The 12,500-nt window shown below is 68.8% G+C and carries 10 protein-coding genes; 4 read left to right on the forward strand and 6 right to left on the reverse strand.

The window, feature by feature from the left end; all coding sequences use genetic code 11:
* On the forward strand, positions 1–711 hold the full coding sequence (locus tag MED01_RS07730) for a DNA alkylation repair protein (RefSeq protein ID WP_238667817.1): 711 nt from the start codon (positions 1–3) through the stop codon (positions 709–711).
* On the opposite strand, the gene MED01_RS07735 is transcribed toward MED01_RS07730, so the two are convergent.
* Positions 708–2,987 (reverse strand): LLM class flavin-dependent oxidoreductase, encoded by a 2,280-nt coding sequence (locus MED01_RS07735; protein WP_238667818.1) that lies wholly within the window; start codon positions 2,985–2,987, stop codon positions 708–710. The two genes, MED01_RS07730 and MED01_RS07735, sit on opposite strands and share 4 nt — an antisense overlap.
* Before the next feature lie 144 nt (positions 2,988–3,131).
* Between MED01_RS07735 and MED01_RS07740 the strand changes: the two genes are divergently transcribed.
* Positions 3,132–3,656 carry a MarR family winged helix-turn-helix transcriptional regulator gene (locus MED01_RS07740; RefSeq protein WP_238667819.1) on the forward strand — a complete coding sequence of 175 codons (525 nt, stop codon included), beginning with the start codon at positions 3,132–3,134 and terminating at the stop codon, positions 3,654–3,656.
* Between the two features lie 22 nt (positions 3,657–3,678).
* Here MED01_RS07740 and MED01_RS07745 read toward each other — a convergent pair whose 3' ends face one another.
* A complete protein-coding gene (locus MED01_RS07745) occupies positions 3,679–4,512 on the reverse strand; it encodes an SAM-dependent methyltransferase (RefSeq protein WP_238667820.1) in 834 nt (277 codons plus the stop codon).
* Between the two features lie 285 nt (positions 4,513–4,797).
* Here MED01_RS07745 and MED01_RS07750 point away from each other — a divergent pair, with 285 nt between their 5' ends.
* Together MED01_RS07750 and MED01_RS07755 are read left to right on the forward strand one after the other, a co-directional pair.
* On the forward strand, positions 4,798–5,733 hold the full coding sequence (locus MED01_RS07750) for a hypothetical protein (protein ID WP_238667821.1): 936 nt from the start codon (positions 4,798–4,800) through the stop codon (positions 5,731–5,733).
* A gap of 250 nt (positions 5,734–5,983) precedes the next feature.
* On the forward strand, positions 5,984–7,618 hold the full coding sequence (locus MED01_RS07755; protein WP_238668141.1) for a cellulose binding domain-containing protein: 1,635 nt from the start codon (positions 5,984–5,986) through the stop codon (positions 7,616–7,618).
* 100 nt (positions 7,619–7,718) lie between these two features.
* Here the strand turns inward: MED01_RS07755 and MED01_RS07760 are convergent, their stop codons facing one another.
* The 4 genes from MED01_RS07760 to MED01_RS07775 all read right to left on the reverse strand — a co-directional run bounded on the left by MED01_RS07760 (position 7,719) and on the right by MED01_RS07775 (position 12,459).
* Positions 7,719–8,705: a LacI family DNA-binding transcriptional regulator gene (locus MED01_RS07760; RefSeq protein WP_274525393.1), complete on the reverse strand. Its 987-nt coding sequence runs from the start codon at positions 8,703–8,705 to the stop codon at positions 7,719–7,721.
* A 112-nt stretch (positions 8,706–8,817) separates the two neighbouring features.
* Positions 8,818–10,545, reverse strand: coding sequence for an IlvD/Edd family dehydratase (locus MED01_RS07765; protein WP_238667823.1), 1,728 nt, complete (start codon positions 10,543–10,545; stop codon positions 8,818–8,820).
* An 87-nt stretch (positions 10,546–10,632) separates the two neighbouring features.
* Entirely contained in the window at positions 10,633–11,517 is an 885-nt protein-coding gene (locus MED01_RS07770) for a carbohydrate ABC transporter permease (protein ID WP_238667824.1), read from the reverse strand.
* Positions 11,518–12,459, reverse strand: coding sequence for a carbohydrate ABC transporter permease (locus tag MED01_RS07775; protein ID WP_238667825.1), 942 nt, complete (start codon positions 12,457–12,459; stop codon positions 11,518–11,520).
* Positions 12,460–12,500 lie beyond the last annotated feature (41 nt).

Genomic DNA, 12,500 nt, shown 5'->3' on the forward strand with positions numbered 1-12,500 from the left:
ATGGCCACCAGCGTCGACGTGCGTCGGGCACTCGCCAGCCTCGCCGATCCACGTCGAGCCGAGGCGTCGCGCCGGTTCCTCCAGATGGTCCCCGGTGGGTACGGCGAGGGCGACCGGGCCCTCGGTGTCTCCGTGCCCGACCAGCGCACGGTGGCCGCCCGGTTCTGGCGCGACCTCTCGCTGGCCGAGACGACGAAGCTGCTCATCGAAGGCGCGCACGAGGAGCGGTTGACCGCGCTGTTCATCCTGGTGCGGAAGTTCGCCGCTGGCGACGAGCCGCAACGGGGTCAGATCTTCGATATCGTCCTGGCCAACACCGGCCGGATCGACAACTGGGACCTGGTGGACTCGTCCGCGCCGTACATTGTCGGCCCCTGGCTGCTCGACAGGGACCGGAGCGTCCTGGACCGGTTGGCCGGGTCGAGCCTCGTGTGGGAGCGGCGCATCGCCATCATGGCGACCTTCGCCTTCGTCAAGGCCGGAGACTTCGAGTGGACCTTCCGACTCGGCGACCGGCTCCTGCACGACCCACACGACCTCGTCCGCAAGGCGGTGGGCTGGATGCTGCGCGAGGTGGGCAACCGGGACAGAGCGGCGGAGGAGGAGTTCCTCTCCCGCCGCTACCGGGTCATGCCCCGGGTCATGCTGCGGTACGCGATCGAGAAGTTCGAACCGCAGCGTCGCCGCGACTACCTGTCCGGTGCCCTCTAGTCGACCGGCTCAGCTGGTGGGATGGGGAAGTTCCGGTTGAAGACGTTGTCCGGGTCGTAGCTGGCCTTGATGGCGCGCAGCCGGCCGAGGGTGGGCTCGGGCCAGGCGTCCAGCAGTCGAGCCGGATCGGTGTCGCTTTCGAAGCTGAGATACAGGCCGTCGAGGTGCGGGTACAGCTCGTCCCACAGTTTGTCGAGGTGGGGCCGGCGGTCCGGGACCGTGGCGGCGAGTACCGAGAAGTTCTGCTCCCGGTGCGGGTAGGCGGTCGCGTCGCGGGTTACGTCGTTGACCGCCCCGCCGACGGATCGGAACTGCATGATCATCACGTCGCCGGAGTGGATCATGTTTTCCATGAGGTCGGCGGCCTGCGGTGTGACGTGGTGCAGCAGACCGCTTCGGGTGTCCTTCAGCCCCTGCCCCCGATGCTGGTTGCCGGGCGGCGCGACGATCGCCGGGTACGGCACGAGCTGCGCCTGCTGGTCGAGAATCGGTCCGATCTCCAGGAACGGGCTCAGGGCGGACTGTGCCGCCTCGACGTCCGCACCGGCGTAGACGAGGGTGACCTGGGCAGCCGGGGGGTTGCCACGGCGGCCGGGAAAGAGGGAGAGGAAGCTCGTCAACTCCCGTGGCGCGTCCTCGACCAGTTGGCCCCACCGGCGCAGCAGTCGGGCGGTGTCTGTCGCGTCCGCGACGAGCTGGGCGTAGACGACCTTGTCGACCTCGTACGCCTCCAGCTCAAGCGCGGTGACCACCCCGAAGTTCCCACCGGCGCCGCGGACGGCCCAGAACAGGTCGGGGTGATGCTCGTCGTCGACGCGGAGCAGCCGGCCGTCCGCTGTGACGATCTCGGCGGCGACGACGTGATCGATGGTCAGGCCGTGCTTGCGCGCCAGGTATCCGACGCCGGCGGTGGTGGCAAGACCACCGACGCCCACGTCTCCGTAGTCGCCCGAGCTCATGGCCAGGCCGTACGGGGCAAGCGCCTGGGCCACGTCGCCCCAGCGGGCACCCGGCTCCAGCCGCACCCGGCGTGTCGCCCGGTCGAGCACCTCGACCTTCTTCATCCTCGACATGTCGATGACGACTCCCCCGTCGTTCGTCGACCGGCCGCTGATGCCGTGCCCGCCGCTGCGCACCGACAGCGGCACATCCTGCGTCCGGGCGTACGACACGGCGTCGACCACCTCGGCGGCGTTCCGCGGACGGATCACCAGGGCCGGCGAGCCGTGCCAGCTGTAGGTGTGGCGTACCCGCTCGTACTCCTGGTCACCGGGCTCGACGGACCTGTCGGCCAGCGACGGGGGCAGCGCGTCGTAGTCGAGGCCGGGGTGCCGCTCGGCCAGCGCGACGCTCGTGCGGACCGGCCCGACGCCGCCCTCACCCCCGGTGCGCTCCCTGGCGACCGCCTCCCGCAACGCGGGGGCGATCTCCTGCCCGAGGGTCTGGATGAGGCGTGGGTCGTCGCGCCCGATCAGGAAGGTGCTGAACCCCTCCTCCAGGACCAGCGGAAGCAGTTGGTCGACCCACTGCTCGACGGGCCCCTGGAGGAAGCCGCTGCTGCGCGACGAGACGTCGACAGTGAACAGGTTGAGCAGCCGCCTGATCTCCCGGGGCTCGCGGCCCGCGGCGACGGCCGCCTCGTCGATGAGCCGGTTGGCGGTCACCCGGTCCGGAGATCGCAGGTATTCCAGCGTCGGCAGCCAGCCGTTGGCCTTCTGGCCGGTCAGGGCCAGCATCTTCGGCTGGTACGCGCCGAGCCAGATGTCGATGTCGTGTGCCGGCTTCGGGCCGCGCTGCATTCCGGGTACCGGGTAGTACTCCCCGTCCAGCCGCAGCGGTCCGGTGGCGGTGTCGTCCCAGACGCCGCGCAGAACGTCGATAGCCTCCCGCAGGGCCGCGACTCCCTGCCCCGCGGTCAGCCGACGTGCGCCCATGCCCTCGATTCCGTCCCAGAACGCGCCGGCGCCGAGGCCCAGTTCGAAACGGCCGTGCGACAACCGGTCCAGGCTCGCCGCGGCCCGGGCCAGCACGGCCGGCGGGCGCAGCGGCAGGCTGAGTACGTTCCCGGAGATCCGGAGCCGCTCCGTGCGGGCGGCGACCCAGCTCAGCAGGGTCCAGGTGTCGAGGAACTCCGCGTTGTACGGGTGGTCCTGGAAGGTGACCAGGTCCAGCCCTGCCGCCTCGGTCAGCTCGGCCAGCGCCACCACCTGATCCGGGTCGTGCACGCTGGGTGTCAGGAACGACCCAAACCGGAGTTCGTGCCCGTAGTCCGACATTGTCTCACCATCCACGCGATCGTTTGATCAACTCATGATGTTCTGTGCCTATCGTTTGTCAGACAACCTATCTTGGTCGCCAATCATTCCTGGGCTGTCGCGATGTCGGATGATGATCAACGCGCCGGCCACTAGCATCGGGACATGTCCGTGACCGATCCGTGCGAGCTGCCGGCCGACCGCAAGCGCGGCTCGAACTTCGGTTGGTCGCTGGGCATGGTGCTGCGCCGCTGGCAGGAGCGCGTCGAGGAGCTACTGAAGGACCTGCCGCACGGCAGTCGGGGGTACCACATCCTGGCCGTCGTCGTGCACGAGGAGGTGCCCACGCAGGGCGCCCTGGCCGCTCGCCTGGCCATCGACCGCAGCGTGCTGACCTACGTCATCGACGACCTGGCGAACGCCGGTCTCATCGAGCGCAGGCCCGACCCCCAGGACCGACGGGCCCGACGGGTGGTGGCCACCGAACGCGGACGCCAGACGCTCGCCGAGGCCGAGCGGCGGGTCACCCACGTCGAGGACCACGTCCTGGGTGGGTTACCCGAGCAGCAGCGCGAGGTCTTTCGTGACCTCGCCGCCCGGGCCGCCGAAGCGATCCACGCCGCCGCACCCGCCACGGACCCCTGCGTGGCGGTGCAGAGCGTCCTCCCGCCAGCCGACCAGACCAGCTGACCGTCAGTGCCGCGCGGCGGCGTCAGCGCTTGCGGCCCACCCCGCCGAAGGCATCGATGTCGGCAGGCGTGTCGACAGCGTCGTCCGGTCGCCACTGCGGGCACGGCACGACGCCGGGCTCGACCAGCTCCAAGCCGTCGAAGAAGCCGGCGATCTCGTCGGGCGAGCGCAGAGTGTACGGAGTCGCGCCGCTGTCGTTGTAGTCGTCCTGCGCCTGCTGCATCTCGGCGCTGATCAGGCTCGTGCCGTCGTTCAGCGAGAGGTAGCTGCCACTCGGCAGCGCCGCCACCAGCTGCCTGGTGACCGAACGGGCCGCCTCGTAGTCGGGCACGTGACCCATGACGCCACTGAGGATGAGACCAATCGGCTGCGCGAAGTCGAGCGTCTTGCCGGCCTCGGAGATGACAGCGGCCGGGTCGCGCAGGTCGCCGTCGATGTAGGCGGTCCTGCCCTCGGGCGTGCCCACCAGCAACGCGCGCGCGTGCACCAGCACCAGCGGGTCGCTGTCGACGTAGACGATCCGCGCGTCCGGGGCGATCCGTTGGGCCACCTCGTGCGTGTTGTTGGCGGTCGGCAGCCCGGTGCCGACGTCGAGGAACTGGCGGATGCCCGCGTCGGCAGCGAGGAACATGATCGAGCGGACCAGGAACTGCCGGGAGGCCCGGGCCACGTCGACGACGCCGGGGAAGACCTGGCGATACTGGTCCCCGGCCTCGCGGTCGACAGCGAAGTTGTCCTTGCCACCGAGCCAGTAGTTCCAGATCCGCGCCGAATGCGGCACCGACGTGTCGATCTTCTGCTGCACGCCAGCCTCACCGGCCTCGACCCGGCCGGTCGTCGGTGATTCCATGGTCATGACGAACTCCCCCGTGTCGAACGCGTACGCGACGTCGTCGCGGGACGGCCCAGTCGAGGAAGTGGCCACCCGTGACCGTGCCACGGTATAGAAGGCCGAGGATTCACACCACACCCTGTCACTCCACAAGTGACACGGCTGTCTGACGCACCCGCCATGCTGGAACCGCGAGCCCCTGTCCGGCTCTGTTCGGCGCACCCACGGTCCGGCCGGTCCCTCCCGCGAGGGAACGCCTTCCCCCGTCAGCGGGGCCCGCCCACCGCGGGACGCCAGCAGGATCGGTGCATGACGACATCGACACAGATCGTCGGACGGAGCCTCCATGGCCTGACGTACGCAGTGCTCGGCTGGGCCGTGGCATACGGGGGCGTGCGTCTGGCCTGGACGGTCGGCGAGGCTCCGGAGTTCGGGCGGCTCGGGTTCGACCTGCTCGGCTTCACCGGCTGGTGGTCGGTGGCGTTGTGCGCGGCCGCGGGCGGGCTGGCGGTTGCCCTGGACCGGGTGGCGACCTGGCGGCCAGCGCTTGCGGGGCTCGCCTGGGCTGTCGCCGGAGCGCTGGTCGCGGCAGCCGCGATCCTGCTGCCGGAGCTGGTGGGCTTCCTGCTGTTCACCGTCGGCCCGTTCTTCGACCCGCTGGCGTTCGTCAGCCGGCTCGGTTGTGTCACCGGAGCGGTGCTGCTCGCTCTGGCTACCGCGCGTTACCAGCGGCGCACCCGGGGCGACTGTCCAGCCTGCTGCCGGACAGTTCGACCGGGTACGCGGCGCTCGGCGCCCGCGCGGTGGGCGCGCTGGGCCGCGTGGGCCGCTGTGGGCGGTCTGGTGACCCGCTTCGCGGCCCAGTTCGTGGTGGGGTTCGACCGCGTCGACCAGAGCGCCTCCCTGCTCGGGTTGGAGATCGGCCTGGTGCTGGCCGGAGTGCTGTTGCCACTGGCGCTGGCACACCACTGGGGTGAGGTCTGGCCGGAGTGGGTTCCGCTGCTCGCCGGGCGCACCATTCCTCGTCTGCTGCTGCTGGCGCCCGGCTTCGGGCTCGGCACCGGCATCGTGGCCTACTTCGGGATGGGGATGGCGCAGGTGATCTCGGACTCGCACAGCGAGTTCTCCGACGCGTTCCTGTGGGTGGCGATGTCGGCGTACCTCGTCATGGGGGTGGGCCTGGTGATCGCGTCCACCGACTACCACCTGCGCACTCGCCGGCAGTGCGGCGCCTGCGGCCGGTGACGGCACCATCGCGCTCAGGCTGATTGCATTGACAGGATTCGTTATACGAATTAACTTTCTGAATCAAGCACCTGGGAGCGCTCCCAATCCCCCACCGCACAACCACCGCTGATCTCGCCGCAGACGAGCCCTCCCGAGGCGTGGATGCCACCACCATCTCAGGAGGAGTTTCGTGAGAAGAAGAGTGAAGAACGCCGCCCTGGTGTCGGCCGGCGCCGTCCTGCTGGCATCGGCAGCGGTCGCCGTGGCGATGCCAGCGGGGGCCGCCGCCGCCGGCTGTTCGGTCAAGTACAACGTGTCGTCGCAGTGGCAGGGCGGCTTCGGCGCCAACGTCACCATCACCAATCTCGGCGACGCGGTGACGAGTTGGACGCTGACCTGGAACTACAACGCCGGCCAGACCGTCACGCAGGCGTGGAACACGACGTTGACGCAGAGCGGCACCGCTGTCACCGCCAAGAATGTCAGCTACAACGGGTCCATCGCGACCAACGGGACCGTCTCGTTCGGTTTCAACGGCTCGTGGACCGGCAGCAACCCCGATCCGACGATCTTCGCGTTGAACGGGGTGGGCTGCACCGGTGGCACCGAGACGACCCCGCCGCCGACCGACCCGCCGCCCACCACCCCGCCGCCCACCACCCCGCCGCCGACCGGGCCGGCGGACATCACGGTCAACAGCGCGACCAGGTACCAGACGGTCGACGGCTTCGGGGCCGCGCAGTCCATCTGGGGTAGCGCCTGGTCGACGACGGACACGCAGACACTGGTCGGGATGGGTGCCAACCAGCTGGGGCTCTCCATCGTGCGGACCGGCCTGTCGCCGGAATCCAGCGAGTGGGCGACGCACGTGAACTCGTTGAAGACGGCGAAGTCGTACGGATCCAACGTGAAGATCCTCGCCTCGCCGTGGACCGCGCCGGCGGCGTGGAAGACCAACAACAGCCGGGTCAACGGCGGCAAGCTGAAGACCGACTACTACGACGACTACGCCAACCATCTGAACAGCTACGTGCAGTACATGCGCGGCCAGGGCGTATCCATCGACGTCACGTCGGTGCAGAACGAGCCGGACTGGCACCCGGACTACGACTCGATGGACTGGAGCGGCACCGAGCTGCGCACCTTCGTGCGCGACCAGGGCACCAAGGTGCAGAACACCAAGCTGATGGTGGCCGAGGCGGTGAACATGAACTACAACTTCACCGATCCGACCCTCAACGACGCGACCGCCCGCAACAACATCGGCTACATCGGTGGGCACCTGTACGGCACCGAGGAGTCCGGTCGACTGCGGCCGTACTCGCTGGCGGAGCAGCACAACAAGCCGGTGTGGATGACCGAGTGGAACCTGCACGCCGCCGACGGCGGCGGCTCCAACATCTGGGGCAACCCCGCCAACACGGCGGTCTGGAACGAAACCCTCGACGACATCATGCGCACAGTGCACAAGTCGATGGAGGCCAACTGGAACGCCTACATCTGGTGGTACGGCAAGCGCTACTACTCGTTCATCGGTGATGGTGAGTCGGCGTTCGGCACCGTCGCTGGTGCTCCGCTCAAGCGCGGGTACGCCTTCTCGCAGTACGCGAAGTACGTCCGCCCCGGCTACCAGCGGGTCGCTCTGTCGAAGAGCTCGAAGGCCTCGCCGCTGGAGGTGACCGCCTACCAGGGCGACGGGAAGATCACCCTGGTGATCCTCAACCGCTCGAACAGCGCGGTCAACAACGCCGTGATCCAGGCCCCGCAGAACGTCAGCCGGGCCGAGCACTATCTCACCTCGCAGAACGCCAACGCGGCCAGCCAGCCGACCAGCGTGAACGGCGGTCAGGCCACCATCAACGTCGGCGCCCGCAGCATCTCCACCCTCGTCTTCACGCTCTGAACACCTCGTTCGACCCACGCACTATCGATGTCGCGGGAGCCCCGGCCACACGCCGGGGCTCCCGCCCCGTCGGCGGGCATCCGGTGGAGGTTCTGGCTGTTCAGGTGGCGGTCGGCGGCGCCGTGCTCTGCCGCACCACGAGCTTGGGGACGACCAGCGGCAGACGCTGCGGCACCGTGTCGTCGATGGCCTGGGTGACGGCGGTGATGGCCCGCCGACCGACCGCGTCGAAGTCCTGCTGGATCGTCGTCAACGGCGGGATGAGGTAGGGCGCCTCGGGCACGTCGTCGAATCCGACGACGGAGACGTCGTGTGGCACCCGCCGCCCACGCTCGTGCAACCCGCGCAGTACCCCGATGGCCATCTGGTCATTGGCGGCGAACACCGCAGTGGTCGCGCGCATCGCACCGATCCGCAGCCCGGCGGCGTAGCCGCTGTGCGCTCTCCAGTCCCCCTCGACCGGCTCCGGCGGGCGTAGGCCCGCGGAACTCATCGCCTGACGCCACCCTTCGAGGCGGGCGCGCGCCTCCGCCCAGTTGGGCGGACCGCTCACATGCACGATCTCTCGATGCCCGAGGTCGAGGAGGTGCTCGGTGGCCATCCGGGCGCCGAGCACCTGGTCGACGCCGACCGTCACGCTGGCCCTGGACAGATCGCCCTCCACGACGACGAAGGGGACACCCGAGCGCGTCATCCGCACCACCTCGAGGGCCTCATCGTTGCCGGCGATCATCACGACGCCCTCCACGCCGACGCGCATGAGGTGTTCGGTGGCGTCGCTGAGCGCCCGTACCGTCACCTCGGAGAGACTCACCGAGGTGGCGAAGTAGCCAGCCGCGCGGGCGGCGTCCTCGACGCTGCGATGGATGCTCGTCGGGCCGAACAGCGTCCTGGCCGTGCCGATGATGCCGATCATTCCGGACCGTCCGCGCACCAGCGCGCGGGCGGCGGTGTTGGGGCGGTAGTCGAGTCGTCGGATGGCCTCCAGGACCCGCTCCCGCGTCTCGCGTCTGATGCTGGGTGCCCCGTTGATGACCCGGGACACCGTCTGGTGTGACACGCCCGCCAGGCGAGCGACGTCGGCCATGACCGGGGGCCGGTCAGCCGCTGTCACAGCGGCCTTTGCGTGAACTCGCACTGGCGGGCCGTCCGTTCTTCCATGGAATCAGTTTCTCGTGGACCTCGTCCGATCGTGGCCGTCAGTGTGAGTGACGGGGCACCGCGCTGCCGCTGCCACCGACAAGGAAGTCGAGGTCCGCGCCGCTGTCCGCCTGCAGGACGTGCTCGCTGTAGAGCCGTACCCAACCCCGGTCGGCCACCGGCTGCGGAGGTTGCCAGGCGGTGCGGCGTCGGGCCAGTTCGGCGTCGTCGACCAGGAGGTCCAGGCGGCGCGTCGAAACGTCGACGGAGACCAGGTCGCCGGTGCGTACCAGCGCGAGCGGGCCACCCACTGACGCCTCCGGTGCCACGTGCAGGATGCAGGTGCCGTAGCCGGTGCCGCTCATCCGGGCATCGGAGATCCGCACCATGTCCGTGATGCCGTCGGCGAGCAACCGTCGTGGCATGGGCACGTTGCCCACCTCCGGGAAGCCGGGGTAACCCCGTGGTCCGGCGTTGCGGACGACGATCACCGTGTCGGGGGTGACGTCGAGGTCCGGGTCGTCGGCGGCGACGACGTACTCCTCGATCCGGTCGAAGACGAGCGCCGGGCCGGTGTGCGTGAGGAGGTGGGCGGAGGCGGCGGAGACTTTCAGCACCGCACCGGACGGCGCGAGCGAGCCCCGCAGCACCACGGTGCCCGAGCCGGCGGGCTGGAACGGCTCCTCCATGGTGCCGATGACGTCGCGGTTCCAGCACTGGGCGCCGTCGACGTTCTCCGCCACGCTTCTGCCGCTGACCGTGACGTGGTCCATGTGCAGCAGCGGGGCGAGTTCCTTCATGACCACCGGAAGGCCGCCCGCGTAGGCGAAATCCTCCATCAGGTACGTCCCGGACGGCATGAGGTTGACGAGCATCGGCACGTCGGCGGTGAGGATGTCGAAATCCTCCAGCGACAGGGGGACGCCGAGGCGTCCGGCGATCGCGAGCAGGTGTACGACGGCGTTGGTGGAACCGCCGATGGCGGCGTTGACCCGAACGGCGTTCTCGAACGCCTGCCTGGTGAGCACCGAGGACAACCGTTGGTCCTGTTCGACCATGGCGACGATCCGGCGTCCGGCGGCGTGCGCGAGCGCGTACCGCCGGGAGTCGACCGCCGGCACGGCGGCCGCCCCCGGCAGCTGCACGCCCAGCGCCTCGGTCACACAGGCCATCGTGGACGCGGTGCCCATCGTCATGCAGTGGCCTCGGCTGCGGGACATGCCGACCTCCGCCTCGGAGCAGTCGGCCGCGGTCATCCGACCGGCCCGCATCTCCTCGGTGAAGCGCCAGACGACGGTGCCGGAGCCGATGTCCTGGCCGCGGAACTTGCCGTTGAGCATCGGGCCGCCGGTCAGCATCAGGGTCGGCAGGTCGACGCTCGCCGCTCCCATCAGCAGACCGGGGGTGGTCTTGTCACAGCCGGAGAGCAGGACCACCCCGTCGAGCGGGTTGGCGCGGACCGACTCTTCCAGCTCCATCGCCAGCAGGTTGCGGTAGAGCATGGTCGTGGGTCGCATCAGCGGCTCGCCCAGGCTCATCGCCGGGAACTCCAGCGGCAGGCCCCCGCTCTCCCACACGCCCCGCTTCACCGACTCGGCGAGGTCGCGCAGGTGGGCGTTGCAGGGTGTCAGCTCCGACCAGGTGGTGGCGATGCCGATCACCGGGCGACCGTCGAAGACGTCGTCGGCGAACCCCTGGTTGCGCATCCAGGATCGATGGATGAACCCGTTGCGACCTTCCGCACCGAACCATTCCCCGCTGCGCAGCGGTCGATTCGTCGTCGACATCAGCACACCTCTCTGTCATCCGTCCGGCCGCGTCCTGCGCGGCGATCAATGCGCGTGTGGTGGATTGGCTGGTGGCGTCGACGCGGCCTACCGGAGACCTCCGACGGAGAGGCCGCCGCGCCAGTGTCGTTGCAGGCTGAAGAACGCGATGATCAGCGGGATCACGGACACCAGGGAGCCCAGGATGATGAGGCTCCACAGCGAGGTGGTTCCCGCGTTGTTCGCGGACGCGATTCCCTGCCAGAGGCCAAGACCGACGGTGACCGGGAAGAGCCTGTTGTCGGAGAGCATGGCCAGCGGCAGGAAGTAGTTGTTCCAGGACGCCACCGCCGACAGGAGCAGCACTGTGACCACCGCGGGACGCATCAGCGGAAGGGCGATCTGGAAGAACGTCCGCAGCTCCCCCGCACCGTCGACCCGCGCCGCGTCCAGGAGTTCGTCGGGCACCGCGTCGCGCGCGTACACGTGCATCAGGTAGACCCCGAACGGGTTGAGCAGCGACGGGAGGATCACCGCCCAGACCGTGTTCGTCAGGCCGAGCCGGGAGAACAGGATGAAGGTCGGGATGACCAGGGCGGTGGCGGGCACCATCAGCGCTCCGAGCACGACAGCGAAGCTGAAGCGTCGGGCGGCGAAACGGTACTTGGCGAACCCGTAGCCGGCCATCACCGCCAGGACGGTGGCGCCGACGCCGCCGGCGATGGCGTAGAGCGTGGAGTTGAGCATCCACCGCAGGTAGATGCCACCGTCGTAGGTGAAGAGCTGCCTGAGGTTGCCCAGGTAGTCGATCTGGTCGGTGAACCAGAGGGTGTTGCCGCCGCCGAACAGGCCCGGTGCGTCCTTGGAGCTGTTGACGATGACCCACCAGAACGGTACGAGGAAGTAGATCACCAGGAAGCCGAGCAGGATCTGCATCGGTAGATAGCGCTGCGGTCGGCGGGCGCCGGCGCGGACGCTGGTGTGGTCGGTCATCTACAGGAAGCTCCTCCGCTTGCGGGTGAAGAACAGGAAGGCGTACACGCAGATGAACACGACGCCGCCGAGGGCGAAGGAGATCGCCGACCCGTAGTTGAAGTTGGCGAGCGAGAACGCCTGTTGGTACGCGTACATGTTCGGGGTGAAGTCCGAGCCGATGGCGCCCGCGGCGAGGTATCGCAGGATCTGCGGTTCGTTGAAGAACTGCAGGGTGCCGATGAGCGAGAAGACCAGGATGAGGATCAGGGCGGGCGCGATCAGCGGGATCTTGATCCGCGTCGCGATCTGCCACCGTCCGGCGCCGTCCATCCGGGCCGCCTCGTAGAGCGTCGGGTCGACGCCCTGCAACGCCGCGTACAGGATGATCATGTAGTAGCCGGCCCACTGCCAGGTGACTACGTTGAGCAGCCCGTAGAAGATCAGGTCGCTGCTCAGGAAGTCGGGCGCGGTGGCGCCGAACAGCCCGAAGATGTCGGTGAGCGGGCCGAAGCCCTTGCTGTAGAGGAACCCCCACATCACGGCCCCGATGACGGTGGGGATCGCGTACGGAAGAAAGATCATGAGGCGGGAGAAGCGAGCGAACGCCGTGGTCACCGCATCCAGGATGAGGGCCAGCGCGAGCGCGATGAGGATCTGCAGTGGGATCGAGACCAGCGAGAAGCGGATGACGAACCACACCCCGGACAGGAAGCTCGGGTCGGTGAACGCCTTCACGTAGTTGTCGAAGAGAACGAAGCTGGTGCCGCCGATCAGCTTCTTCTGAAAGAGACTGAGGTACAGCGCGTACGCCAGGGGTGCGATGAGGAACGCCAGGAACACGATCCCGAACGGCCCGACGAAGAGCCACCCCATCAGGTGTTCGCGGAGGTGCACCTTGCCACGGATCTTGCGCGTCTCAGGCTGAGGACGCGGTGCGCGCTTCTCGGTCAGGAGTGTCATCTTTGGTCTCCGGGACGTGGACGCTGAGGGGGGCGGGTGGG

This window comes from Micromonospora alfalfae (assembly GCF_022230925.1).
Classification (GTDB): domain Bacteria; phylum Actinomycetota; class Actinomycetes; order Mycobacteriales; family Micromonosporaceae; genus Micromonospora; species Micromonospora alfalfae.

Coding starts and splice junctions, on each gene's coding strand:
- MED01_RS07770 (WP_238667824.1), bottom strand. CDS start 11,517: ATGACCGACCACACCAGCGTCCGCGCCGGCGCCCGCCGACCGCAGCGC.
- MED01_RS07750 (WP_238667821.1), top strand. CDS start 4,798: ATGACGACATCGACACAGATCGTCGGACGGAGCCTCCATGGCCTGACG.
- MED01_RS07730 (WP_238667817.1), top strand. CDS start 1: ATGGCCACCAGCGTCGACGTGCGTCGGGCACTCGCCAGCCTCGCCGAT.
- MED01_RS07760 (WP_274525393.1), bottom strand. CDS start 8,705: ATGGCCGACGTCGCTCGCCTGGCGGGCGTGTCACACCAGACGGTGTCC.
- MED01_RS07735 (WP_238667818.1), bottom strand. CDS start 2,987: ATGTCGGACTACGGGCACGAACTCCGGTTTGGGTCGTTCCTGACACCC.
- MED01_RS07745 (WP_238667820.1), bottom strand. CDS start 4,512: ATGACCATGGAATCACCGACGACCGGCCGGGTCGAGGCCGGTGAGGCT.
- MED01_RS07740 (WP_238667819.1), top strand. CDS start 3,132: ATGTCCGTGACCGATCCGTGCGAGCTGCCGGCCGACCGCAAGCGCGGC.
- MED01_RS07765 (WP_238667823.1), bottom strand. CDS start 10,545: ATGTCGACGACGAATCGACCGCTGCGCAGCGGGGAATGGTTCGGTGCG.
- MED01_RS07775 (WP_238667825.1), bottom strand. CDS start 12,459: ATGACACTCCTGACCGAGAAGCGCGCACCGCGTCCTCAGCCTGAGACG.
- MED01_RS07755 (WP_238668141.1), top strand. CDS start 5,984: ATGCCAGCGGGGGCCGCCGCCGCCGGCTGTTCGGTCAAGTACAACGTG.